Origin of the sequence: Mycobacterium sp. SMC-17, from assembly GCF_045310915.1 — a bacterium.
GTDB lineage: Bacteria > Actinomycetota > Actinomycetes > Mycobacteriales > Mycobacteriaceae > Mycobacterium.
This window is the reverse complement of record NZ_JBJIAK010000031.1, coordinates 37,469-57,346: the sequence shown is the minus strand read 5'-3', so window position 1 is coordinate 57,346 and position 19,878 is coordinate 37,469. Positions and strand designations below refer to the sequence as shown.

General features: G+C 68.0%; 19 protein-coding genes. 7 read left to right on the top strand and 12 right to left on the bottom strand.

What is annotated here, in order from left to right:
* Window positions 1-2: 2 nt before the first annotated feature.
* The 9 genes from ACJH7A_RS19535 to ACJH7A_RS19495 all read right to left on the bottom strand — a co-directional run bounded on the left by ACJH7A_RS19535 (window position 3) and on the right by ACJH7A_RS19495 (window position 8,177).
* Window positions 3-437, bottom strand: coding sequence for a nuclear transport factor 2 family protein (locus ACJH7A_RS19535; RefSeq protein ID WP_406802575.1), 435 nt, complete (start codon window positions 435-437; stop codon window positions 3-5).
* Window positions 434-1,459 carry a tRNA (adenosine(37)-N6)-threonylcarbamoyltransferase complex transferase subunit TsaD gene (gene tsaD / locus ACJH7A_RS19530; protein WP_406802574.1) on the bottom strand — a complete coding sequence of 342 codons (1,026 nt, stop codon included), beginning with the start codon at window positions 1,457-1,459 and terminating at the stop codon, window positions 434-436. Before tsaD ends, ACJH7A_RS19535 begins: the two co-directional genes overlap by 4 nt.
* Window positions 1,456-1,956 carry a ribosomal protein S18-alanine N-acetyltransferase gene (rimI, locus tag ACJH7A_RS19525; RefSeq protein WP_212806845.1) on the bottom strand — a complete coding sequence of 167 codons (501 nt, stop codon included), beginning with the start codon at window positions 1,954-1,956 and terminating at the stop codon, window positions 1,456-1,458. The genes tsaD and rimI overlap by 4 nt, the downstream gene beginning before the upstream one ends.
* Window positions 1,953-2,576, bottom strand: a complete 624-nt coding sequence (gene tsaB / locus ACJH7A_RS19520) for a tRNA (adenosine(37)-N6)-threonylcarbamoyltransferase complex dimerization subunit type 1 TsaB (RefSeq protein ID WP_318986479.1) — start codon at window positions 2,574-2,576, stop codon at window positions 1,953-1,955. Before tsaB ends, rimI begins: the two co-directional genes overlap by 4 nt.
* Complete coding sequence (tsaE, locus tag ACJH7A_RS19515) at window positions 2,573-3,034, bottom strand: tRNA (adenosine(37)-N6)-threonylcarbamoyltransferase complex ATPase subunit type 1 TsaE (RefSeq protein ID WP_020102514.1); 462 nt, start codon at window positions 3,032-3,034, stop codon at window positions 2,573-2,575. The genes tsaB and tsaE overlap by 4 nt, the downstream gene beginning before the upstream one ends.
* The gene (locus tag ACJH7A_RS19510) at window positions 3,027-4,118 is read right to left on the bottom strand and encodes an alpha/beta fold hydrolase (RefSeq protein ID WP_064859886.1); all 1,092 of its coding nucleotides are present in this window, start codon (window positions 4,116-4,118) and stop codon (window positions 3,027-3,029) included. The genes tsaE and ACJH7A_RS19510 overlap by 8 nt, the downstream gene beginning before the upstream one ends.
* A 5-nt stretch (window positions 4,119-4,123) precedes the next feature.
* Window positions 4,124-5,269, bottom strand: coding sequence for an alanine racemase (alr, locus tag ACJH7A_RS19505; RefSeq protein WP_406783874.1), 1,146 nt, complete (start codon window positions 5,267-5,269; stop codon window positions 4,124-4,126).
* Between the two features lie 99 nt (window positions 5,270-5,368).
* On the bottom strand, window positions 5,369-6,748 hold the full coding sequence (locus ACJH7A_RS19500) for a glutamate decarboxylase (protein WP_318986477.1): 1,380 nt from the start codon (window positions 6,746-6,748) through the stop codon (window positions 5,369-5,371).
* 16 nt (window positions 6,749-6,764) lie between these two features.
* Window positions 6,765-8,177 (bottom strand): NAD(P)H-hydrate dehydratase, encoded by a 1,413-nt coding sequence (locus ACJH7A_RS19495; protein ID WP_212806850.1) that lies wholly within the window; start codon window positions 8,175-8,177, stop codon window positions 6,765-6,767.
* 136 nt (window positions 8,178-8,313) lie between these two features.
* Here ACJH7A_RS19495 and ACJH7A_RS19490 point away from each other — a divergent pair, with 136 nt between their 5' ends.
* A complete protein-coding gene (locus ACJH7A_RS19490; RefSeq protein WP_212806851.1) occupies window positions 8,314-8,679 on the top strand; it encodes a hypothetical protein in 366 nt (121 codons plus the stop codon).
* Between the two features lie 3 nt (window positions 8,680-8,682).
* Here ACJH7A_RS19490 and ACJH7A_RS19485 read toward each other — a convergent pair whose 3' ends face one another.
* Complete coding sequence (locus ACJH7A_RS19485) at window positions 8,683-9,756, bottom strand: zinc-dependent dehydrogenase (RefSeq protein WP_212806852.1); 1,074 nt, start codon at window positions 9,754-9,756, stop codon at window positions 8,683-8,685.
* 213 nt (window positions 9,757-9,969) lie between these two features.
* Between ACJH7A_RS19485 and ACJH7A_RS19480 the strand changes: the two genes are divergently transcribed.
* From ACJH7A_RS19480 to ACJH7A_RS19470, 3 genes are all read left to right on the top strand, one after another.
* The gene (locus ACJH7A_RS19480) at window positions 9,970-11,943 is read left to right on the top strand and encodes a PTS mannitol transporter subunit IICBA (RefSeq protein WP_318986476.1); all 1,974 of its coding nucleotides are present in this window, start codon (window positions 9,970-9,972) and stop codon (window positions 11,941-11,943) included.
* A gap of 24 nt (window positions 11,944-11,967) precedes the next feature.
* Entirely contained in the window at window positions 11,968-12,726 is a 759-nt protein-coding gene (locus ACJH7A_RS19475; RefSeq protein ID WP_318986475.1) for a DeoR/GlpR family DNA-binding transcription regulator, read from the top strand.
* A 297-nt stretch (window positions 12,727-13,023) separates the two neighbouring features.
* Window positions 13,024-14,262, top strand: a complete 1,239-nt coding sequence (locus ACJH7A_RS19470; RefSeq protein WP_318986474.1) for a DUF222 domain-containing protein — start codon at window positions 13,024-13,026, stop codon at window positions 14,260-14,262.
* 112 nt (window positions 14,263-14,374) lie between these two features.
* Here ACJH7A_RS19470 and ACJH7A_RS19465 read toward each other — a convergent pair whose 3' ends face one another.
* Window positions 14,375-15,484: a GGDEF domain-containing protein gene (locus ACJH7A_RS19465; RefSeq protein WP_212806856.1), complete on the bottom strand. Its 1,110-nt coding sequence runs from the start codon at window positions 15,482-15,484 to the stop codon at window positions 14,375-14,377.
* Between the two features lie 198 nt (window positions 15,485-15,682).
* Window positions 15,683-17,551, bottom strand: coding sequence for a glutamine--fructose-6-phosphate transaminase (isomerizing) (glmS, locus tag ACJH7A_RS19460; RefSeq protein ID WP_406802573.1), 1,869 nt, complete (start codon window positions 17,549-17,551; stop codon window positions 15,683-15,685).
* 85 nt (window positions 17,552-17,636) lie between these two features.
* On the opposite strand from glmS, the gene ACJH7A_RS19455 reads away from it, so the two are divergent.
* The 3 genes from ACJH7A_RS19455 to ACJH7A_RS19445 all read left to right on the top strand — a co-directional run bounded on the left by ACJH7A_RS19455 (window position 17,637) and on the right by ACJH7A_RS19445 (window position 19,877).
* A complete protein-coding gene (locus ACJH7A_RS19455) occupies window positions 17,637-18,488 on the top strand; it encodes a dienelactone hydrolase family protein (protein WP_212806858.1) in 852 nt (283 codons plus the stop codon).
* 82 nt (window positions 18,489-18,570) lie between these two features.
* The gene (locus ACJH7A_RS19450; RefSeq protein WP_212806859.1) at window positions 18,571-19,263 is read left to right on the top strand and encodes a phosphodiesterase; all 693 of its coding nucleotides are present in this window, start codon (window positions 18,571-18,573) and stop codon (window positions 19,261-19,263) included.
* A 29-nt stretch (window positions 19,264-19,292) separates the two neighbouring features.
* Complete coding sequence (locus tag ACJH7A_RS19445) at window positions 19,293-19,877, top strand: hemerythrin domain-containing protein (RefSeq protein WP_064859825.1); 585 nt, start codon at window positions 19,293-19,295, stop codon at window positions 19,875-19,877.
* The last annotated feature ends 1 nt before the right edge of the window (window position 19,878 follow it).

Sequence of the window (19,878 nt, the reverse complement as noted above, 5' to 3'; positions counted from 1 at the left end):
GGCTACAGCGCGATGTTCAGGTGGTCGGATACGTTGCCGACCATCTGCACATCCGCGACACGTTCGGTGAAGTACCAACCGGCGTCGTCGCGCGCGAACGTATCGGCGTACCGGCCCACCACGATGGGTTGCAGCGGTACCGTTTCGGTCTGCTGCACCACGCAGAACGTCGACCGCGCGTGAGCGGTGTCGCCGTCGAGTTCGACGATCGGGTTGAGCACCAGATGCCGGGTGCGCGGGGTGTTCCCGTGATCGGGGAAACGGCGGGTGGTCTCGGCGAACAGCGCCGCGATGGCCTCGGCGCCGGCAACGCCCATGAAGTTCCCGCGCCCCAGCAGTTCTCCCACGCCGTCGAAGTCGCCGGCGTCGATCAGTTCGGCGTACCGGTACAGCAGCTCCGTGATCTCCAGTTTGTCCGCGGCGTCCTGCAGGCTCACGCGATCTGGCCTTTCACCACCGGCAGCCCCGGGTCGCTCGGCACGTCGAGGCGCGACGGTTTGGCTCCCGCCGCGATCAGGTGCGCGGCGAACGAGGCGATCATGGCCCCGTTGTCGGTACACAGTCGTGGCCGGGGCACCCGCAGCGTCAAACCGGCCTCGGCGCAACGTTCTTCGGCCAGCTCCCGCAGCCGCGAATTGGCGGCCACTCCCCCGGCGATCAGCAGCGTGGACACGCCCAGGTCGGTGGCCGCACGAACGGCCTTGCGGGTCAACACATCCGCGACGGCTTCCTGGAAACCGGCGGCAACGTCGGCGTGCGACGCGTCCGGGTGCTTCTCCATGTGGCGGGCGACGGCGGTCTTGAGGCCGGAGAAGCTGAAGGCGTACGGATCATCTCGCGGGCCGGTCATGCCGCGCGGGAACACGATGGCGTTCCGATCGCCTTGGCGGGCCAGCTCGTCGAGCACGCGGCCACCGGGATAGCCGAGCCCGAGCAGCCGGGCCACCTTGTCGTAGGCCTCGCCCGCCGCGTCGTCAACGGTGCTGCCGAGTTCCTCGATCGGCTCACCCAGGGATCGCACGTGCAGCAGGTGCGTATGACCACCCGACACCAGCAGACCGACGCTCTCGGGCAGCGGGCCGTGGTCGTAGACGTCGGCGGCCAGATGCCCACCCAGGTGGTTGACGCCGTAGAACGGCACACCCCACGCCGCCGAATAGGCCTTGGCCGCAGCCACACCCACCAACAGTGCACCGGCCAGGCCGGGCCCGATGGTCGCGGCGACAACGTCGGGCCGCTCGATGCCGGCGGCCGCCAGGGCGCGATTCATGGTGGGCCCCAGCGATTCCAGGTGCGCACGCGAGGCGATCTCGGGGACCACGCCGCCGTAACGCGTGTGCTCGTCGACGCTGGAGGCGACCTCGTCGGCCAAGAGCGTCACGGTGCCGTCGTCCGCCAATTCGCAGATGCCGACACCTGTTTCGTCACAGGAACTTTCGATTGCCAAGATGATTGTCATGAGCCTGACTCGCTCCTCACGTCCGCGTCGCCTGACACGCTGCTCACCTGCGCGTCCCGTCGCATGGTGTACGCGTCCGCGCCACTGATCCGGTAATACCGCTTGCGCACACCCATTTTCACGAACCCGACGCTCTCGTACAGGCCGATTGCCGGCTCGTTGTCGGTGCGCACCTCGAGGAACACGGTGCCGCCGTCGGCAATGGCCAACAGCCGGTCCAGCAGCTCGCGGCCGATGCCCTGGCCCTGGTACGCAGGATCGACGCCGATGGTGTGCACCTCGTACTCGAACGGCGGTTTACGGCCCAGCCGGCTGATGCCGGCGTACCCCACCAGAAGCCTGCCGTCGCGTGCGGCGACGTAGTGGTTGTGCTCCGAGTCGAGCTCGCGGATGAAGGCGACGGCCGGCCACGGGTCGTCGCCCGGGAACAGGATCGCCTCCAACTCGCCGCACCGGTCGGCGTCGCCGACCGTCAGGGGACCGTACTCGATGGTCACGAGAGTCCCCGCTCGGCAAGGGTTTTCGCGTCGGGTCGGCGCAGGTACAGCGGCACCAGCGCGGCGGGCGGCTGGTCCCAGTCGGCGGCGGTCACGAGGCCGGTCACGGTGGGGTACTCGACGTCGAGCGAAGGCAACGGGAACAGTGCGGCCTGCGCGGCCGGGCCGGCCACCGAACCCGACCCGGGCTCGACGTCGGCCGCGGCGCTCACCGCCGGTCCGTCGACCCGCACGCCGTCGCGGTACCGCGCCCAGTACACCTCGCGGCGACGGGCATCGGTGACCACCAACAGTTCTCCGGGAGTCGCCGGGGCGATCGCATCCAGGCTGCACACGCCGTACACGGGGATGCCGAGCGCCTGTCCGTACGCAGCTGCGGTGGCCATGCCGACCCGCAACCCGGTGAAGGGGCCCGGCCCGCAGCCGACGACCACGGCTTCCAGGTCGGCGAACGTGATACCGGCATCGGCAACGGCGGCAACCACATTGGGCGTCAACTGCTCGGCGTGCGCGCGGGCATCGAGGGTGATCCGCTCGGCCAGCACCTCGACGCCGGCCGCGGTACGCCGTGCCACACCCGCGGTGACGGCCGGGGTGGCGGTATCGATGGCGAGAATCATCCACGGCTCCAATGCCAGACAGCGGTACGGGTGTCGTCGTCGGCGCGCTCCAACCGGATGTCCAGATGGCTGGCCGACAATCGCTCGGCCAGACCCTCGCCCCACTCGACGACCACCACGGCGTCGTCGAGGTCGGTGTCGAGGTCGAGCGAGTCGAGTTCTCCGAGCAGGTCGGTGCTGCCCGAATCGAGCAGCCGGTACATGTCGACGTGCACCATCGCGGGGTGTCCGGCACGGCGGGCGGGATGCACCCGGGCCAGCACGTACGACGGCGACGTCACCGCGCCGTCGACATCCATACCCTGCGCAATTCCCTTGGCCAGCATGGTTTTCCCGGCGCCCAGCGGCCCCGTGAGCACCACGACGTCGCCGACCTTGAGTTCGGCGCCGAACCGGGCGCCGAGGGCCATGGTGTCGGCCTCGGTCGGCAGGTGCACGGTGCCGTGCGAATCATCCATTGCGCTTGGCCTTTCCACGCAGATGCCGGGTGAGCGCCACCAACCGTGACGGCGTGGCGTGCTCGACGAAGCGCTCCAGCGCCTCGTTGATCAGTTCGGGTTGCTCCATGTGCACCATGTGCCCGGCCCCTTCGACAATGACCAGTTCAGACTTCGGCAGCTGCCGGGCCATCGCCTCGGACTTGGCCAGTGGGGTGAGCAGATCGTGGTCGCCGCAGGCGATCAGCGTGGGCACGTGCTGCAAGACCGGCAGCGCGCCTGCCTCGTCGTGGGTTTCGAGTGCGTGCAGGAACTCGACGGTCGTGCGGATCGAGGTGTTGTGCGTCATCTTCTCGACGTACCGAGCCACCGACGGGCTGACTGCGTCGTCACCGAACGACGCGGCCTTGAGCACCGGGCCGATGACGGCCTTCGCCGCGCCACGGCCCGCACTGACCGCGCCGGGCGCGAACCGCACTGCGACTTTCGCCGCCTCCAGCGCCGGATTCTGCAGCACCTCACCCAACGGCGAACGGGTAACCCCTTGTGCCGCAGAGGCGAGGATGGCGACGCCGCACACGCGGGCGGGGTAGTTGTGCGGAAACTGCCGGGCGTGGGACAGCACCGTCATGCCACCCATCGAGTGACCGACCAACACCACGGGCCCCCGCGGCGCCATCACCCGCATCACCGATTCGAGGTCCTGCCCCAGTTGCGGGACGGTGTACGAGTCGGTCGGACCGGCCGAGGACCGGCCGTGCCCGCGCTGGTCGTAGAACACCATGCGGACCTGATCGCCCCACCGCTCGGCCAGCCGGGCCCGCTGAAAGTGGAAGGAGCCCATGCTGTTACAGAATCCGTGTGCGAAGAGCACCGTCAGCCGGGCGTCTTTCGGGCCGACCTCGCGGACTGCCAGCGGCACGCCGTCGGTGGCCGTCACCACGTACCCGCGGTCGGCGTCGAGCGTGGTGAAATCTTCACCCGCGTAAGGGTCTTCACCTCCACGGCGGCGCAACGAGCGGGCGACGCTGATCCCGGCGACTGACCCCACGGCCGTGAGCCCGGCCATGCCCGCCAGCCACCGGGCATTCCTGTTGTCGCTCATGGACGTCAGCCCGTCGACTCGCGATAGGTCCGGGCGACCCGGCCCCGCGGGCTGGTGACGACCTCGTAGTTGATGGTGCCCAGCAGTTCGGCCCAGTCCTGCGCCGTCGGCTCACCGGCGGCGCCCGAGCCGAACAGCACCGCCTCGTCGCCGACCTTGACACCGGCACCGTCGGGTCCGAGGTCAACCACGAACTGGTCCATACAGATTCGGCCGATGTTGCGGTACCGGGCGCCGTTGATGCTGACGTCGATGCGTCCGCTCAGACCGCGGAAGACCCCGTCGGCATAGCCGAGCGGGATCAACCCGACGGTGGTGTCGCGGTCGGCGATCCAGGTGTGCCCGTAGGACACGCCGTCGCCGGCTTTGATCGAACGTACCGCGGTGACAGGGCATTTCAGCGTCATGACGGGCCGCAGGCCGAAATCGCCGAGCGCGGGGATCGGCGTCTGCCCGTAGACCGCGATACCCGGCCGCACCACATCGAAATGCAGATCGGGCCGCGTCAGGGTCGCGGGCGAGTTGGCCAGGTGCGCCACTTCGAAGTGCACGCCGGCCGCCGCGGCCTGTTTCCGAGCGGCGGTGAGGCGCTCAGCTTGGGTGTCGTTCATCGGGTGCTGCGGGTCGTCGCCACATGCGAGGTGGCTCATGATGCCGCGGGGGTGCACCGCGCCGTCGGCGGCGGCCCGGGCGATGGCGTCGAGCAGGGCCGGGTACTCGGCGGGGCTGACGCCGTTGCGGCTCAGACCGGTGTCGACCTTGACGGTGAGCGCCGCCGGCGCACCGCTGCGGCGCACGCCGTCGAGCACGTCGTCGAACTGCCGTACCGACGCCACCGCCACCTGCACATCGGCGGCCAGCGCGGGCGCGAAGTCGGTGCCGGGCAGGTTCAGCCAGGACAGCACGGGCGCCGTGATGCCGGCCTCCCGCAGTGCCAGCGCCTCGGTGATGTTGGTGACGCCCAGCTCGGCAGCCCCGGCGGCCAGGGCGGCACGCGCCACCTGCGGCGCACCGTGCCCGTAACCGTCGGCCTTGACCACCGCCATCACCGCGGCGCTGCCTGCGCGTTCCCGCAGAAGCCGCACGTTATGCGCAATTGCGCCCAGGTCGATGACGGCCTGGGCAGCAGGTTGGGGATCGGGCGAACTCATATCGCCTCCGATTCTCCCAGACGCCCGCTGGTCCGCGTCGAGCCTGAGCTTGTGCACCACATTTTCCGGAGATCTGGAACACAAGCTCAGGGTCGTCCCCTAGTGGGCGAACGGCTGCACGTCGTCGAACTGGCCCTTCGGTTTGAGTTCGTCGAGGCTGTTCAGCACGGTGGTCAGGTCGTCGCGCAGGGCACGGGCCAGGTCCGCCGAGAAGCCCTCGCGCACCACCACACGCAGCACTGCGATGTCCGTCGCACCCTCGGGCATGGTGTACGCCGGCACCTGCCAGCCGTAGGCACGCAGCGCGTGTGACACGTCGAATTCGGTGTAGGGCCGCTTGCCCTTGAGCCGGCAGGCGATCACCGGGATGGCCGAGCCGTCGGTGATGACCTCGAAGTGCTCGCTGCCCCGCAGCTCGTCTCCGATCCAGCGGGCGGTGTCCGACAGGCAGCGCATGATCTGCGTGTAGCCGGCCCGGCCGAGACGCAGGAAGTTGTAGTACTGGCCGACCACCTGATTGCCGGGCCGCGAGAAATTCAGGGTGAAGGTCGGCATGTCGCCGCCCAGGTAGTTGACCCGGAAGACGAGGTCCTCGGGCAGGTGCTCCTTGCTGCGCCAGACCACGAAACCGATGCCCGGGTACGTCAGCCCATACTTGTGGCCGCTGACGTTGATCGAGACCACCCGCGGGAGCCGGAAATCCCAATGCAGATCCGGGTGCAGGAACGGCACCACGAAACCGCCGCTGGCGGCGTCGACGTGGACCGGGATGTCGAGGCCCTTGTCTTGTGCGAGCTGATCGAGCGCCGCACAGATCTCGGCGATGGGTTCCAGCTCACCGGTGAACGTGGTGCCCAGGATGCCCACCACGCCGATGGTGTCCTCGTCGACATTGGCAAGCACCTGCTCCGGGGTGATGACGTAGCGGTCCTCGGCCATCGGCAGGTACCGCGGCTCGACGTCGAAGTAACGGCAGAACTTCTCCCACACCACCTGGACGTTGGAGCCCATCACCAGGTTGGGGGTGCGTCCCTTCCAGTCGCCCACCTTCTCGCGCCACCGCCACTTGAGCGCCAGGCCGGCCAGCATGACGGCCTCGCTGGAACCGATGGTCGAGACGCCGCAGGCCGACGACGGGTCGTCGTCGCGCAGGTCTTCGGCGTGGAAGAGATCGGCCACCATGGACACGCAGCGGGACTCGATGGCCGCGGTCGCCGGGTATTCGTCCTTGTCGATCATGTTCTTGTCGAACGTCTCGGCCATCAGCTTCTCGGCCTCGGGGTCCATCCACGTGGTGACGAACGTCGCGAGGTTCAGCCGGGAGCTGCCGTCGAGCATCAGCTCGTCGTGGATGAAGCGGTAGGCGGCCTGCGGGTCCAGCGGGTCGTCGGGCAGACGCAACGATGGGACCGGCGCGGTGGACAACCGGCCGGTGTACGCAGGACTCATGATCGGTCCATGAACATGCTTGCGCGACATACTGATTCCCCCTTGGTTAGAGCGATGCGACAGCGGCCCGGACATGGGCCAGGATGCGGTGCGCCGATGTGGGCGCGGGGTTGGGACCGGGGTCGGCTGCGGACAGGCCCGCCGCACGGGCATGCACGAAGGCCGCCATCGCGGCGGCCTCACCCGGTGCGATGCCCGACGCCAGCAGGGCGCCAATGATGCCGGACAGCACGTCGCCGGATCCGGCTGTGGCAGCCCAGGATTGGCCGGCGGGATTGAGATAGGTGGGGCCGTCCGATTCGGCGATGATGGTGACGTTGCCCTTCAACAGTACGGTGGCGCCCAGACGTTCGGCCAGTTCGCGGGTAGCGGTCACCCGGTCGGGTCCGGGCGGATGTCCTGCGAGCCGGGCGAATTCACCGGCATGGGGCGTCAGCACCGTCGGTGCCGCGCGGTCCGCGACAAGGTCGAGGTCGGCGGCCAACAAGGTCAGTGCATCGGCGTCGACGATCACGGGCAGGTCGGTGTCCAGCGCGAACCGCAGCGCGTCCTCGCCGGCGGTGTCGGTACCGAGCCCGGGGCCGACCACCCACGCCTGGACCCGGCCCGCAGCCGTCATATCCGCCGCCGCAACGACTTCCGGCCAGTGCGACACCACTTCGGCGTGCGCGGAGCCGGCGTAACGGACCATGCCCGAGGTCGCGGCGACGGCGGCGCCGCTGCTCAGGATCGCTGCGCCCGGATACGTCGCCGACCCGGCAAGCACACCCGTGACGCCTTGGCTGTACTTGTCGTCCGACGGGTGCGGCACCGGCCAGCGGGCGCGGACGTCGTGCGCTTCGAATCCGAGGAACGCGGGCTCCGGCAGGTCGAGTCCGATGTCGATGAGTTCGACCCGTCCGCAGTCGGCCAGTCCGTGTACGGGTTTGAGCCCGCCGAAGGTGACGGTCAGCGCGGCGTGCGCGTGGGGGCCGTCGGTGGCACCGGTCTGGACGTCGATGCCGCTGGGGAGGTCGACGGCAACGACGGGTGCGGTGTTGGCCGCGAAGACCGCCGCGGCATTGGGCCGGAGCGGCCCGGTGGCGCCGATGCCGACAACGCCGTCGATCACCAAATCGGTTGACGGCGGAATGCTTTCAACTACTCTGCCGCCGGCTTTTCGGAATGCGGTGAGCGCCTTCGGGTGGGTGCGGTCCGGGTTCAGGAGCACCGCTGTAGCGGCCGCACCGCGGCGGCGCAGGAACGTGGCCGCCCAGAGCGCGTCGCCGCCGTTGTCGCCGGAGCCCACCACCGCACAGACGCTGCGCCCGCTCACGCCGCCGGTGCGGGCCTTGAGTTCGGTGGCGATCGCCGTCGCCAACCCGTATGCCGCCCGGCGCATGAGCACGCCATCGGGCAGCGAAGCCAACAGCGGCGCCTCGGCCGCGCGGATCTGCTCGGCGGTGTAGTAGTGCCGCATAGCTCGAAGGTTACGCACATCCGCCCCGCGGGGGTTGGCATGTGCGTCAAATTCGGGTGCCGAGCATGAGCGGGTGTGCGAACTTCTGTGGATTTTTCGCACACCCGCTCACGTTCGGCGCGGATAACATCCCGCCATGACCTACGGCTATTCGCCGCTGCCACCGGCCAAGCCTCCGCTGTCGAGCGGCGACCTCGCCGCCTCGATCAGCGCGCTGGTGCTCACCTATGTCGGCGGCGGCGTGGCCGCGTTCTTCGCGGTGTTCGCGTTGGCGTTCACCGACTACTGTCCGCCGGCGACCTGTCACATCGACGCCGGGATCAACGCCATGGCAGCGGGTTTCATCGCCGCCATGGTGGTGGCGCTGGCCGGCACGGTCGTCACGGTCATCCGACTGGTGAAGCGCCTGCGCGCCTGGCCATTTGCCGTCGGCACGCTGGGGTTGTGTGCCGTCCTGTGTGTGCTCGCGATCGGCGGCTACATCGCCGCCGTCGGCGGCTGAGACTCAGACGAGAACCGCGCTGGGCTCCACCGTCACCTTGATGGCCTCGCCGTTCTGGACGATCGAGAACGCATCGAGCACCTCGTCGAGGGCGATGTGCCGGGTGATCAAGTCCTTCACCGGAACCTGGCCGGTTGAGATGTAGTGCAGCGCCCGCTTGTTGTGCTCGGGCGCAGATCCGTTGGCGCCGTGGATGTGCAGCTGGCGGTAGTGCACCACGTTGGAATCGCAGGTGATCGTCGGATTCGTCTTGGGCAGGCCGCCGAAGAACGAGATGCGGCCGTTGCGCGCGGCCATCGCGATGGCCTGCTCCTGCGTGATATTGGCGGCGGTCGCGGTGATCACCACGTCGGCGCCGCGGCCTCCGGTCAGTTCCATGACCTTCTCGACGACGTCGACCTCCGCCGCATTGATCACCGCATCGGGGTGCACGGCATCGGCGGACATCGCCAGGCGGGCGTCGTTGACGTCCACGAGGTACACCGGCCCGCAGTCGTGCACACCACGGGCGATGCGGATGTGCATGCACCCGATGGGACCGGCACCGAACACCACGACGGTGTCACCCGGCTCGATGCCGAGCAGATCCTGGGCGTTAATGGCGCACGCGAAGGGTTCCGCGGCCGACGCCTCGTCGTAGCCGACGTTGTCCGGAATCCGGTTCAGCCCATCGACTTTGAGTACCTGGCGCGGCACGATCATGTACTCGGCGAATCCGCCGTCGTACTGGTAGCCCATCGAGGTCTGGTTCTGGCACACGGCCATCCAGCCTTTGCGGCACTCGTGGCACTCGCCGCACGGGACCGCGGCGATCACCTGAACCCGGTCGCCCTCGGCCCACTCGGTGCCGTAGGCGGCGTTCACGTTGGCCCCCACCTCGACGATGTCGCCGGCGATCTCGTGCCCGATGGTCCGCGGCGGGGTCAGGTTCTGGTGCCCGTTGTGCAGGATTTTGACGTCCGTGCCGCAGGTCGAACAGTTGCGCACCCGGATCTTGATCTCGTCGGGTCCGCATACCGGCTCGGGCACATCTTCGAGCCGGACGTCCTCGGGTGCGTAGTAGCGCAGCGCTTTCATGGCGTTCCTCCCGGTTCTCCGGCCTGGCCGGCAAGTGTGTCGTGGTTCACTCTGCGCCCACTCTATCGGCAATTCGGGCATAAATCCAAACTTTTCTCTGCCCATTTTTGCCCATTTGCTTGCCATCGTGCCCACATGTGGGCTTTACTCATAAACACACGGTGATGTGACGGGCATCACCTTCACGGCCGGTCAAGGTGGAGGTCCAGCACAGTGAACGCAACGACGGAAACACCGCAGCGCGCCAGTCTGCGCGTGCGGGTGCAGCAGCTCGGCACCGCGCTGTCGAACATGGTCATGCCGAACATCGGCGCCTTCATCGCCTGGGGCCTGATCACCGCGCTGTTCATCAAGACCGGCTGGCTGCCCGGCCTCTTTCACGCGCTGCAGAACCCGGACGGCTGGGTGGCCCACATCGGCGGCTGGGGCGCCTACGAAAAGGGCGGCATCGTCGGGCCGATGATCACCTACCTGCTGCCGATCCTCATCGGATCCACCGGCGGACGGATGGTGTACGGAACCCGTGGAGCCGTCGTCGGCGCCATCACCACCATGGGCGTGGTTGCCGGGTCCGATGTTCCGATGTTCATGGGCGCAATGATCATGGGTCCCTTGGGCGGCTGGGTCATCAAGAAGCTGGATGCGTTGTGGGATGGCAAGATCCGCCCCGGCTTCGAGATGCTGGTGAACAACTTCTCGGCCGGCATCGCCGGACTGGTGCTGGCCGTCATCGGGTTCTTCGGTGTCGGCCCGGTGGTATCGGCGTTCACCCGCGGCGCCGGCCACGGTGTCGACTTCCTCGTCGGCCACGACCTGCTGCCCCTGACCTCGATCTTCATCGAGCCCGCCAAGGTGCTCTTCCTCAACAACGCCATCAACCATGGCGTGCTCACTCCCCTGGGTACCACTCAGGCGCTCGCCACCGGCAAATCCGTGCTGTTCCTGCTGGAAGCCAATCCGGGACCCGGTCTGGGAATCCTGTTGGCGTTCATGGTGTTCGGCCGCGGGGCCGCCAAGGCATCCGCACCGGGCGCCGCCATCATCCAGTTCCTCGGTGGCATTCACGAGATCTACTTCCCGTACGTGCTGATGAAGCCGAAGCTGATCGCCGCCACCATCCTGGGCGGGATGACGGGCGTCTTCATCAACGTGCTGTTCGGCTCCGGCCTGCGCGCACCCGCCGCGCCCGGCTCGATCATCGCCGTCTACGCCCAGACCGCGTCCGGCAGCTACCTCGGCGTCACGCTGTCGGTGCTGGGGGCGGCCGCAGTCTCGTTCGCGGTTGCCTGCGTGCTGCTCAAGACCGACCGCGCCACCGACGAGCCCGATCTGGCTGCCGCCACCGCCGAGATGGAGGCACTGAAGGGCAAGCGATCCAGCGTGGCCTCGGCACTGGTGGGCACCTCCGCGACCGCACCCATCACCAACATCGTGTTCGCCTGCGACGCCGGCATGGGTTCGTCCGCGATGGGAGCCTCGGTGCTGCGCAAGAAGATTCGCGACGCCGGCTTCACCGGCGTGACGGTCGTCAACCAGGCCATCTCCAACCTGACCGACACCTACGGGCTGGCCGTCACCCACCGTGATCTCACCGAGCGCGCCCGGCAGAAGACCCCGTCGGCCATCCATGTCTCGGTCGACGACTTCATGAACTCGCCCCGCTACGACGAAATCCTGGAACTACTGGGACGTACCAACGGCACCCCTGGGTCCTCAGGCGAATCCGCCACGGCGCCAACCGAACCCACGGCCGATTCCGACGATGTGCTGTCGCTCGACTCGATCGTGCTGGCCGGCTCGGCCACCACCGCCGAGGCCGCCATCACCGAGGCCGGCAACCTGCTGGTCTCCGCGCAGGCCGTCGACGTCTCGTATGTCGACGCCATGCACGAGCGGGAGAAATCGGTATCGACGTACATGGGCAACGGCCTGGCGATCCCGCACGGCACCAACGATGCCAAGAGTGCGATCCGGCATTCCGGGATCTCGTTCGTCCGCTATCCCGAACCCATCGACTGGAACGGCAAGCCCGCCGAGTTCGTGGTGGGCATCGCCGGCGCCGGCAAGGACCACATGGCGCTTCTCACCCGGATCGCCCAGGTGTTCCTGAACAAGGACGAGGTGGAGCGGCTGCGCCGCGCCAGCACGCCCGAGGAGGTCCGGGCGGTGCTGAGCGAAGCGCGGTAGACGACGGGCGCCAGAATGTCATCCGTGGATTCAGACAGCCGCCAGCGCCAGATCGTCGAGTTCGCCCGTACCCGTGGGCGGGTCGAGGTGCTGGCGCTGGCCGAAGAACTGAACGTGGCGTCGGAGACCATCCGCCGCGACCTGAAGGTGCTGGCCGGGCGGCGCATGCTCAAGCGGGTCCACGGCGGAGCCATCCCGCTGGAGACGGCGGCATTCGAATCGACGGTCGAGTACCGCAGTCAGGTCGACCTGGCCCAGAAGCACCGGATCGCGGCCGCAGCCGCGGATCTGCTGCATGGAGCCGAAACCGTTTATCTGGATGAGGGTTTCACTCCGCGACTGATCGCCGAACAACTGGCGGATCAGCAGCTGACGGTGGTGACGTCGTCGTTGCTGGCCGCCGAAGCGCTGGCCCACAGCGCGACCGTGACGGTGATGCTGCTCGGCGGACGAATGCGCGGACGAACCCTGGCCACGGTGGACAACTGGGCCGTGGAGCGGTTGCGCAGCCTCGTCATCGACGTCGCCTACCTCGGCACCAACGGCATCACGCCCGAGCACGGGCTGACCACCCCCGATCCCGCGGTGGCCGCAGTCAAGCAGACCGCGGTGTCGGTCGCGATGCGCCGCATCCTGGTGGCCGCCGATTCCAAATTCGGCGAGACGAGCTTCTGCCGGTTCGCCGACGTGTCCGACTTCGAAGCGATCGTGACCGGTACGGAACTGCCGGCCGCCGCGGCGGCCCGTTATGAAGCGCTAGGGCCTTCGGTGGTGCGCGCGTGAGCGTTGCGTGAGCGTTGCGATCGAGCCGATCCCACAGAGCCGTTGGGCCGCTGGGTCGGGGTGTCAACGTGTAGCGCTGCATCGGTGCGCGGGCGTGCCCCGCTGAGCACATGCGCTACCCGGCCGAGTTGGCGCCCAACCTTTCCGGGCGGTTCGCGCGATGCGCTAGGCAGTTGCAAGGCTCGAGCTTGAGGACCCACCACCTGCCTTCACCGAGATCAGCGCAACTGTCACCGACGTCCTGATGTAGGCCGAAAAACTCCTTGCTGTTCGAACATATGTTCGATACAATTGGGCATGGGAATCACACCGGATCTCAACGCTCTTCTCGATCACCTTCGCAGTGTGCAGGTCTCCGACGAGATGTCGGTGGACGAGGTCGTTGCGGCGATGACGTGCGTGCTGCGGCTGCGCAATGTGGCCGACCATCTGGCGGCGATGCTGACCGGGGCGCTGGACCGCTGTGGTGCCGCGGCCGCGCAGGGGCGGACGCCGAGGGAGTTGTTGATGGCGTTGGGGTGTGCGCCGTCGGTCGCGCAGCGGCTGGTCCGGGTCGGCGCCGCGTTACCGGCATTGCCCACATTGGCGGCCCATGCCGCCGACGGTGCGATCTCCGGGGAGCATGTCGATGCGATCGTCAAAGGCATCAACCACATCCGCGCCCGCGCACCCGGCGAGCTGGACGAGGAGACCCGGTACCAGCAGGTGACCGATCTGTTGGGACAGTTCTTCTCCGGCGCCACCCCCGCCGACATCGACAAACGCGCCCGCCGGCTGGGCAACCGGGTCGCCGCCGCCGAAGGTGGCCTGCCGGCCGCCGAGGACCGGTCGATCAACACCGTCGAGCACCGCGTCACCTCCGATGGTCGGGTGCAGGTGCGCGCGGACTTGGACGTGGAGGTGGGCGCCAAGCTGGTCGCAGCGATCGAGGAACACTCGGCACCGCGGCCAGAACCCGACGGCACCCCCGACACCCGCACCGCGGGCAGGCGGCGGGCGGATGCGCTGGAAGCGGTGCTGGACATCGCCGCCCGCGGCGGCGACACCGCGTCCGCGCCGCGCACCCAGCTACTGGTGACGGTGCCCGCCGACACCCCCGACCTGGCGGCGTTGGAATTCATCGGATCGATCAGCACCATGACCCTGGAACGAATCTGCTGCGACACCACCGTCACCACGATCATCGTCGACGGCGAACACGTACCCCTCGATATAGGGCGCGAGAAGCGGCTGTTCCCGCCGCACCTGCGCAAAGCGCTCTATCACCGCGATGAATGCTGCATCAAATGCGGCGCACCACCCGGACGCACCCACGCCCACCACATCATCCACTGGACCCACCACGGTGAGACATCACTAGCCAACGGCTGCCTGCTGTGCCCGGCCTGCCACGCCAACGTCCACCACGACGGCTGGGACGTCGTCATGGGCCTGGACAAACACCCCTGGCTCATCCCACCCGCGGCCGTCGACCCACACCGAAAACCCATCCCCGCATACAACCGCCGCACCATGCGCCTCGACACAGCCGCATAACACCTAAAGCGTTACGCACCTTGACAACTCAACAGTGACAACGCAAAGCGGGCCTGCTGCTCCTACGGCGGGATGGGAGTAGCAGGCCCGCACCCGGAGGATCACGAACAGTTCACCGCGATGTCCGCACCGCGTCAGGCATCGGCGGCAGGTAGCTGACGGCGTTGCCGCCGCCGCGCTTGGCCACGAACATCGCCTCGTCGGCACGGGCGACCAGATCGCCGAGCAGTTCCGCGTGGTCACACCCGGATTCAGCGAAGTGCGTGATCGCCGCGGCGGTGATCCCGATACTCGCCGTGATCGGCGCGTGGTCGTCGCGGCCGCACAACGCGACCCGGATCCGGTCGGCCACGGCCACCCAGTCCCCCGGCTGCAGGACGTCGACGACGACGAACTCCTCGCCCCCGACGCGCGCCACCAGCGCGCCGCCATGCACGGAGGACTCCAGTCGCCGGGCGCAGCGGACCAGCACCTCGTCGCCGGCGCTGTGGCCGAACCGGTCGTTGACGATCTTGAACCGGTCGAGGTCGATCACGATGACCACGACGTCGGCCGCGCGCTTGCGGTGGCCGCGCAGCAGGTCGTCGATGTGGAGATTGAGACCGCGGCGGTTCAGCAATCCGGTCAGTGGGTCGTTCGAGGCCTCGTTGGCCTCGTTGCGCAGGGCCCAGATGCCGAAGTGGGCGGCGATCGGCGCCACCGCGAGCGCCCCGCCGGACAGCAGCTTCACGAACGCCAGGACCGGATCGCCGCCGCCGATGATCGCGATCTCGACGGACATCGCCGCGATCGACGACACCGCCCAACAACTATGTACGGCAAGCGCTTTGGGGCCGTCGAAGAAGATGATGTAGAACGACACCAGCAGCAGCGCACTCAGCCCGAACATGCCGGACAGCACCTTCTGGTTGAGCAGGGTGACCACGGTGACGCCGATGTCGACGTTGATGAGGAACGCGTGCGACACCCGGTACGACGGCCATGGCCGCAGCCACCACACCCAGCTCCACACGTACATCGCCGTGATGAACACGATGGACACGGCCCGCACGACCGCGCCCGCGGGTGCGTCACCGGACCACTGGGCGATCATGACGATGAGGCCGACCATGCCGACGCCGAGCCCGACGAGGAACTGGATCAGCCCCGTCAGCGACCGCTTGGCGAAGTACTCGACCTGCGCCTCGTAATCGGTCGGCGTATGCCACCATTCGCGGACCATCCGGACCGTGGCGTGACGCGCAGCAGCATCCAGCAACAATCCACGGCCCTCACAATGGACACCTTCGGCTGACCCTCAACCCGCATCCAACCATTTCCACAGCTAATATTTCAGCAGAATGTGCGGATATGGTTGACCTGCGTTTTCCCATGCTAGAGCACAGGCTTGGTTGATGCCAGCGAACGAGCCGAAGCGAAGCTATTCGACAGTGACCGACTTCGCCAGGTTCCGCGGCTTGTCCACGTCGTATCCGCGCTCACGGGCCACCGACGCGGCGAACACCTGCAGCGGGATGGTCGACAGCAGGGGCTGGAACAACGTCGAGGTCGTCGGCAACTCGAAGATGTAGTCCGCGTACGGCCGCACCGTCTCGTCGCCTTCCTCGGCGATGACGATGGTGACCGCGCCACGGGCCTGAATCTCCCGGATGTTGCTCAGCAGCTTGGCGTGCAGCATCGATGAGCCCTTGGGCGACGGCATCACCACGATCACCGGCAGATCGTCGTCGATCAGCGCGATGGGACCGTGCTTGAGCTCGCCGGCGGCAAAGCCCTCGGCGTGCATGTACGCCAGCTCCTTGAGCTTGAGCGCACCCTCGAGCGCCACCGGGTAGCCAACATGGCGCCCCAGGAACAGCACCGTCGGCGACTTCGCGAACTGCCGGCCCAGATCGGCGATCGGGTCCAGCCGCTCGAGCACCTGCTCGACCAACGCCGGCATGGCCTCCAGCTCGCGGTACTCGCGGGCGACCTCGTCCGGGTACTTGGTGCCGCGCGCCTGTGCCAGCGCCAGGCCCACCAGGTAGTTGGCGGCCACCTGGGCCAGGAACGTCTTGGTCGCGGCGACGCCGATCTCCGGCCCTGCCCGGGTGTAGAGCACGGCGTCGGCCTCGCGCGGAATCTGCGAGCCGTTGGTGTTGCAGATGGCGAGCACCTTGGCCTTCTGGCCCTTGGCGTGCCGGACGGCCTCGAGGGTGTCTGCGGTCTCGCCGGACTGCGAGATGGCGATCACCAGCGTGCTGCGGTCCAGCACCGGGTCGCGGTACCGGAACTCGCTGGCCAACTCGACCTCGACCGGCAGCCGCGTCCAGTGCTCGATGGCGTACTTGGCGAGCAGGCCGGAGTGGTACGCGGTACCGCAGGCGACGATGAAGACCTTGTCGACATCGCGCAGCTCCTGGTCGGACAACCGCTGCTCGTCGAGCACGATCTTGCCGTCGACGAAGTGACCGAGCAGCGTGTCGGAGACGGCCGCGGGCTGCTCGGCGATCTCCTTGTACATGAAGTAGTCGTAGCCGCCCTTTTCGGCAGCCGACAGGTCCCAGTCGATGTGGAACGGGCGCGCGCGGTCGGACGCGTCGTTGCCGTCGAAGTCCAGCACCTGGTAGCCGTCCGCGGTGATCACCACGGCCTGGTCCTGTCCGAGTTCGACGGCGTCGCAGGTGTACTCGATGAAGGCCGCGACATCGGAGCCGACGAACATCTCACCGTCGCCGACGCCGACCACCAGCGGGGTGGACCGGCGGGCCGCGATGATGGTGCCGGGATCGTCGGCGTTGCTGAACACCAGCGTGAAGTGGCCCTCCAGCCGGCGCAGCACCGCCAGCACCGACGCGACGAAGTCACCGGCCGTCGGGCCGTTCCGGTAGGCCTGTGCCACCAGGTGGACGGCGACCTCGGAGTCGGTGTCGCTCTGGAACTCGACGCCGGCGGCCTCCAGCTCGGCGCGCAGCCCGGCGAAGTTCTCGATGATGCCGTTGTGGACCACCGCGAGCTTGCCGCTGGCATCGCTGTGCGGATGCGCATTGCGGTCGGTGGGACGCCCGTGGGTCGCCCAGCGGGTGTGCCCCATGCCGGTGGTGCCCTCGAGCTCGGCGGCATCGGTCTCGGCCAGCGCCTCTTCCAGATTGGCCAGTCGGCCGGCGCGCCGCCGGATGGTCAGACCCCCGTGGCCATCGGCCAGGGCGACACCGGACGAGTCGTAGCCGCGGTATTCCATCCGTCGCAGCGCGTCGACCACGATGTCGCGGGCCGGCCGTTGCCCGACATAGCCGACGATTCCACACATGGTTATCCAGGGTAGTGCAGCCGCCCGGGTGCCGGACCGTGCATGCGTGACGCACAAACCAGGGCCACTGCGCTAACGTCATCGCGTGGCCAAGACGAAGAAGCTCTTCGGCGCTCTGACGCGCCGCGGCCCGCACCGCGTTCTGCGTGGTGACCTGGGTTTTGCCGGTCTGCCGGGCACGGTCTACACCCCCGAGTCGGGGCTGAATCTGCCCGGCGTGGCATTCGGCCACGACTGGTTGCAGGGTGTCGGACGTTACAACGGCACGCTCGAGCATCTGGCGTCCTGGGGCATCGTCGCGGCCGCACCCAACACCGAGACCGGCATCGCGCCGTCGGTGCTGAACCTGGCGTACGACCTGGGCACCACCCTCGACATCATCACCGGAGTCCGGCTGGGCCCCGGCAAGATCAGCGTGCACCCGACCAAGCTGGGCCTGGTCGGGCACGGTTTCGGGGCCTCGGCCGCGGTCTTCACCGCCGCCGGCCTTGGCTCGTCGGCCAACCCGCTCAAGGCAGTAGCCGCGGTGTTCCCGACCGCGAGCAAGCCCGATGCTGACCAGCCCGCGTCGGGTCTGCGGGTTCCTGGCCTGATCCTCAACGCACCGGGCGCCGACCTGACCATCCAGTCCAACGCCACCGAGCTGGCCGCCGCATGGCGGACGGCGACGGTGCGGACCGTCGCCAAGGCCGTCCCGGGCGGTCTGGCCGAGGGCTTCCGGCTGTCCAAACTGGTCGGGATGCCCGGCGCGGATCGCCGCACCCAGAAGACGGTGCGCGCGCTGCTGACTGGCTACCTGCTGTTCCAGCTGACCGGCGACAAGACCTACAAGGATTTCGCCGACGCCGACGTGGTGCTGCCGAAGACCGTCGCCGCCGATCCGGACGCGGAGAACCCGGCACTGGAGGACAAGGTCGCTGCCCTGTTGAAGGGCTAGGAGCGTGTGCACGCGGCTGCACCATCGGCACCAAACCGAGTGCTGACGTTTTGACGCTGACGTCCGGGGTAACTGCGTCAGCGTGTTGGAGACCGTCACCGCCCCGTTTCAGTGGGTCGCCGCTGCCCGACACCGCCGGGTGTTCCACCCGGGTGGCGTACTGGCACGGGGTTCGATCGAGCGGGTGGCGGCGCGCGACGTAGGCCTACCGATCGAGTCCGCCTCCGATGTGCTGGTGCGGCTTTCGAAGGGAATCGGCACACCGGGAGCGCTGCCCGACGTGATCGGGCTGGCGTTTCGGCTGCCGGCGGGTGACTCGGAGACGGCAGCGGCGGCACCGCCCTGGGACGTGCTGTTGGCGTCGGCGGGCCGCGGACGGCTCAGCCGCTTCGGCGTCCGGCCGGTCGTTCGATGGCCGGGCCAGCCGATGTCCAGTGTCATGCCACTGCGGTACCAGGGCACCAACTGGTGGCTGCGCGCGCAGATCCTGAGCCATGTCGACGGCGCCGGAGTGTCGCTGGACAGCATCCGCAGCGCCCTGCACGACGGGCCGATGACCGTCGCCATCGACCAGGCCCCGGGCTTCGCATCGTTTCGCCCGTTGGCCAGGCTGACGATCAAAGACGTTGTGCCGCACGATGAAATAGCCGACACCGACTTCGACCCGGTGCTGCATACCGCACCCGGCATGCAGCTGGCGCCGCACTGGCTGTCGAACCTACGGATGCAGGCGTATCGACGCAGCCGCAAAGGGCGGCACCCCGACAGCGCATGACCCAGATCCGGACCGAAGAGGAGAACCGTATGGACGCCTTGGCATTTCTGCGACGTGAACACGAGAGCGTGCTGGGCATGTTCGAAGTGCTCGACGGAGCTCCCCGCGGGACCGGCGCTCAGCAGAGCGGCCTGGCGACGATGGTCGAGAACTTGGTGATCGCCGAATCACAGCACGAGGCAATCGAAGAGCAGTTGTTCTGGCCGGCGGTCCGGGACGCGCTCGATGACGGTGACGAACTCGCCGATCACGCCATCTCTCAGGAAGAGGCCGGGAAGAAGCTGCTGCAGCAATTGGCGGACGGCGCGCCCGGCGAGGCGGAATATCATGCGGCACTTGACGAATTCATCAAGGCCGGCCGCGAGCACATCGCCTACGAGCAAGACGTCGTGTGGCCGAGGCTGTCCGCCGCGGTGAGCGACGAACGCTTGGAAAAGCTGGGCCACGAACTCGAAGCAGCCAAGAAGATGGCGGCAACCCGGCCGCATCCAGATACCCCGTCGAGTTCCGCGGTACAGAAAACGGTGGGTGTGGCGGCCGCCGTGGTCGACCACGTTCGGGACGCGGTGAGTGGACGAGACCGACAGAATCCGCCCGACCCACCTACCTCGTGAT

Bases quoted from the DNA above. Each gene is read 5' to 3' on its own strand.
- tsaD (WP_406802574.1), bottom strand. From the start codon at position 1,459: ATGACAATCATCTTGGCAATCGAAAGTTCCTGTGACGAAACAGGTGTC.
- tsaB (WP_318986479.1), bottom strand. From the start codon at position 2,576: ATGATTCTCGCCATCGATACCGCCACCCCGGCCGTCACCGCGGGTGTG.
- tsaE (WP_020102514.1), bottom strand. From the start codon at position 3,034: ATGGATGATTCGCACGGCACCGTGCACCTGCCGACCGAGGCCGACACC.
- ACJH7A_RS19510 (WP_064859886.1), bottom strand. From the start codon at position 4,118: ATGAGCGACAACAGGAATGCCCGGTGGCTGGCGGGCATGGCCGGGCTC.
- alr (WP_406783874.1), bottom strand. From the start codon at position 5,269: ATGAGTTCGCCCGATCCCCAACCTGCTGCCCAGGCCGTCATCGACCTG.
- ACJH7A_RS19500 (WP_318986477.1), bottom strand. From the start codon at position 6,748: ATGTCGCGCAAGCATGTTCATGGACCGATCATGAGTCCTGCGTACACC.
- ACJH7A_RS19495 (WP_212806850.1), bottom strand. From the start codon at position 8,177: ATGCGGCACTACTACACCGCCGAGCAGATCCGCGCGGCCGAGGCGCCG.
- ACJH7A_RS19490 (WP_212806851.1), top strand. From the start codon at position 8,314: ATGACCTACGGCTATTCGCCGCTGCCACCGGCCAAGCCTCCGCTGTCG.
- ACJH7A_RS19485 (WP_212806852.1), bottom strand. From the start codon at position 9,756: ATGAAAGCGCTGCGCTACTACGCACCCGAGGACGTCCGGCTCGAAGAT.
- ACJH7A_RS19470 (WP_318986474.1), top strand. From the start codon at position 13,024: ATGGGAATCACACCGGATCTCAACGCTCTTCTCGATCACCTTCGCAGT.
- ACJH7A_RS19465 (WP_212806856.1), bottom strand. From the start codon at position 15,484: ATGGTCCGCGAATGGTGGCATACGCCGACCGATTACGAGGCGCAGGTC.
- glmS (WP_406802573.1), bottom strand. From the start codon at position 17,551: ATGTGTGGAATCGTCGGCTATGTCGGGCAACGGCCGGCCCGCGACATC.
- ACJH7A_RS19445 (WP_064859825.1), top strand. From the start codon at position 19,293: ATGGACGCCTTGGCATTTCTGCGACGTGAACACGAGAGCGTGCTGGGC.